The sequence below is a fragment of the Bilifractor sp. HCP3S3_D3 genome, assembly GCF_052063915.1.
Taxonomy (GTDB): domain Bacteria; phylum Bacillota; class Clostridia; order Lachnospirales; family Lachnospiraceae; genus Bilifractor.
Genome location: NZ_JBQHWP010000043.1, coordinates 1 through 2,642 on the forward strand (window position 1 = coordinate 1; position 2,642 = coordinate 2,642).

At 49.3% G+C, this 2,642-nt stretch carries 2 protein-coding genes; both read right to left on the reverse strand.

Annotation, left to right across the window (positions count from 1 at the left end; genetic code table 11):
• Positions 1-231: 231 nt before the first annotated feature.
• On the reverse strand, positions 232-1,008 hold the full coding sequence (gene istB / locus ACTNDI_RS13920; RefSeq protein ID WP_178323076.1) for an IS21-like element helper ATPase IstB: 777 nt from the start codon (positions 1,006-1,008) through the stop codon (positions 232-234).
• Positions 1,005-2,486, reverse strand: coding sequence for an IS21 family transposase (gene istA, locus ACTNDI_RS13925; RefSeq protein WP_441101563.1), 1,482 nt, complete (start codon positions 2,484-2,486; stop codon positions 1,005-1,007). Before istA ends, istB begins: the two co-directional genes overlap by 4 nt.
• Between the last annotated feature and the right edge of the window lie 156 nt (positions 2,487-2,642).

Below are 2,642 nucleotides of genomic sequence, written 5' to 3' on the forward strand. Positions count from 1 at the left end.
TGTGTTTTGTCAACAGATTTTCCCTCAAATCGGATAAATTTTTCCCTCTTATCCGCATGGGAATTCCCTGAAATCGGAAGGACTGCATAGTAAATACTGTAAGTATAGAAAAAACATTAACGGTTCATCTGTCAGCTCCTTTCTTTGATCGATGTCGAATCGATTGTCCCGAAAATCGGAAAAATTATTCCCCTTTTTCGGAGAAAGGATTCCCCTCTTTCGGAGCGATTGTCATTCACACGCGGTGGATTCAGGCGTTGACTGCCGCATCAGAGCATGTTCCATCCGATAGCTTTTCCCCTCAAACATGAGGAGATGTCCATGGTGTGCAAGACGGTCGATCATCGCGGCTGCCATCTGTTCATCCGTGAAGATGCCGCCCCACTTGGAGAATTCAAGGTTGGTCGTCAGGATCAGGCTTTTGCTTTCATAACTGTCGGAGATGATCTGAAACAGAAGTTCCGAACCATCCCGGTCGACCGGGACATAACCCCACTCGTCGAGAATGAGCAGATCCTGCATATTTAAGGCATTCCGCAGACGCTCCAGCGTTCCGTTTTTTCTGGCCTCTGCAAGCTTCAGGACTAACTCTGTGACCGTATAGAAACGCACTTTGCAGCCACGCATACAGGCTTTTACGCCGGCGGCGATCGCCATGTGCGTTTTTCCTGTACCGACGGGGCCGTACAGGACAAGGTTTTCTTTTTTCTCGATAAAAGATCCTTCGATCAGTTCCTGCCGGCTGAGTGCCGGAGGAAGCTTGACTCGTTTGAAATCATAGTCATCAAAAGTCTTGTAGACCGGAAAACGTGCTCTCTTGATCAGCCTGCCGATGCGGTTTTCTTCACGTTGGCCGATCTCATGCTTCAGGGCGTCGCAAAGGTATTCGATCTGTTTTGGAGTACCTTCGTTCTGACACATCTCCGGAATGGCAGATGTGAAAAAGAGCTTCTTACAGTATCCGGAGATTGTATCGATCAATTCGTTCTGTTCTCTGGCGGTCATCATGATGCAGCCTCGCCTCCTTCCTGACGCGGCTTGATGAATGCATCATCATAGACAGAAAGCGACGGCCCGGCTTCCGGCGGAGTATCAACACCATACCCGGTGATGCGCTCCGCAATGACTTTTGCATCCGACTCTCGAACGGCGCCGTTTTTCTCAAAAGCAAGCCTGAAGGCTTCCATCGCCGGCTTGTAACCGTATTGATCATTGAGTTCGCTGAGCAGGCGGAGCCTGGATTTGCGATCCGGCTTCTCCAGACTGTCCATGTAATCGCGGAGCATCTCAGGGAGATCCTGGCGGACACCGCTGTTGAACCACGCTCCGGCATTTCTGGACAGCACAGCGAGAGAAGTGCTGTAGTCGTTGAGTTCTGTCCGGGTTTTGCCATACTGTCGTCTGTGCCGCACCAGAAGCTCGCCGTCCTCCTTCAGGATGTCGATATAATGGGCGCGGATCCCGACCATTACATACTGATTATGGTTTTCAGGGCGCGTCGAATAAAAATGTCTGCCATCCAGGCACACCCTGCCATAGCCGTCTGCTTTATAGCGCTCATACCGGCATACGTTGAAAGCCTTTGACGGAAGATCCAGTAAGTGCTGCTTATCCTCTGCGAAAAGTTCGCTGATCAGGCGGAGCTTTTTATAATGTTTCTCCTGAAGCTTACCTTCCGCGGCGCGGAGCAGTTGTTTATTGTACAGCATCATATCGGTGTACTGTGGCATAGGGACGAACAGGTTTCTTCTGACTGTCCCGACCTTGTTTTCCACGTTCCCTTTTTCCCATCCGGATTCCGGATTGCAGTAACGGACGTGGAAACGATAGTGCGCACGGAAACGCCTGAACATTTCTGTCTCCATGACTTCGTCATGCACACGATGTCCGACGCCGGTCGCATTATCGAAAACCAGCACTTTCGATACACCGCCGACGAACTCAAAGATGTCTTCAAGTCCCTGGCACACACATTCTGCGGTTTCACCGCAGAACAGCTGGGTGATGCCATAGTTGCTGTAAGGAAATGACACGACCAGGTACTTCCGACGGACCTGCTGCCCATTTTCAATGAAATCGGCCTCGCCGAAATCGACCTGCGCGAATCCAGGTTCCCATATGAGTTCCTGAGATCCCTTGTTCTGGATATCCCGGCGGATGGTTTTCATATATTTCTGGACGGTGTCATAGCTTCCTGAATAATCGGTTTCCGCCTTAAGGCGGTCGTAGATCCTTTTGGCTGTATGATGCTGCTTTGACCAGGTTCGCTTGTCGTTTTCCTGAATCCATTTGTCAATGACAGGTTTGTATGGATCAAGGACGGATGGCCTTCCGACAGGATTCGTCGGCGCAGGGGAGAAATCCTCCTGCCTTAAGTATTTTCGTATGGTTTTCTGATCGTAGCCGGTCATCCTGTGGATATCTGATATTTTGTACCCACATGAGCCTAATTCTCTGATATCATTGATATCGGACATATTGAGCATTTTCCTTTCCTCCCTTATCTGTTGGTGGTGCTTCAGATAAAGGATAGAGATATGGGTTGTGTGTTTCAATATGTCCTTCTGATTTCAGGGAAATTCCCTATCCGATTCCAGGGAATATTTTTTCCGATTTCAGGTACATTTATTGTACGATAAACA

Excerpts from the sequence above, each read along its gene's own strand:
- istB (WP_178323076.1), bottom strand. The coding sequence starts at position 1,008 with ATGATGACCGCCAGAGAACAGAACGAATTGATCGATACAATCTCCGGA.
- istA (WP_441101563.1), bottom strand. The coding sequence starts at position 2,486 with ATGCTCAATATGTCCGATATCAATGATATCAGAGAATTAGGCTCATGT.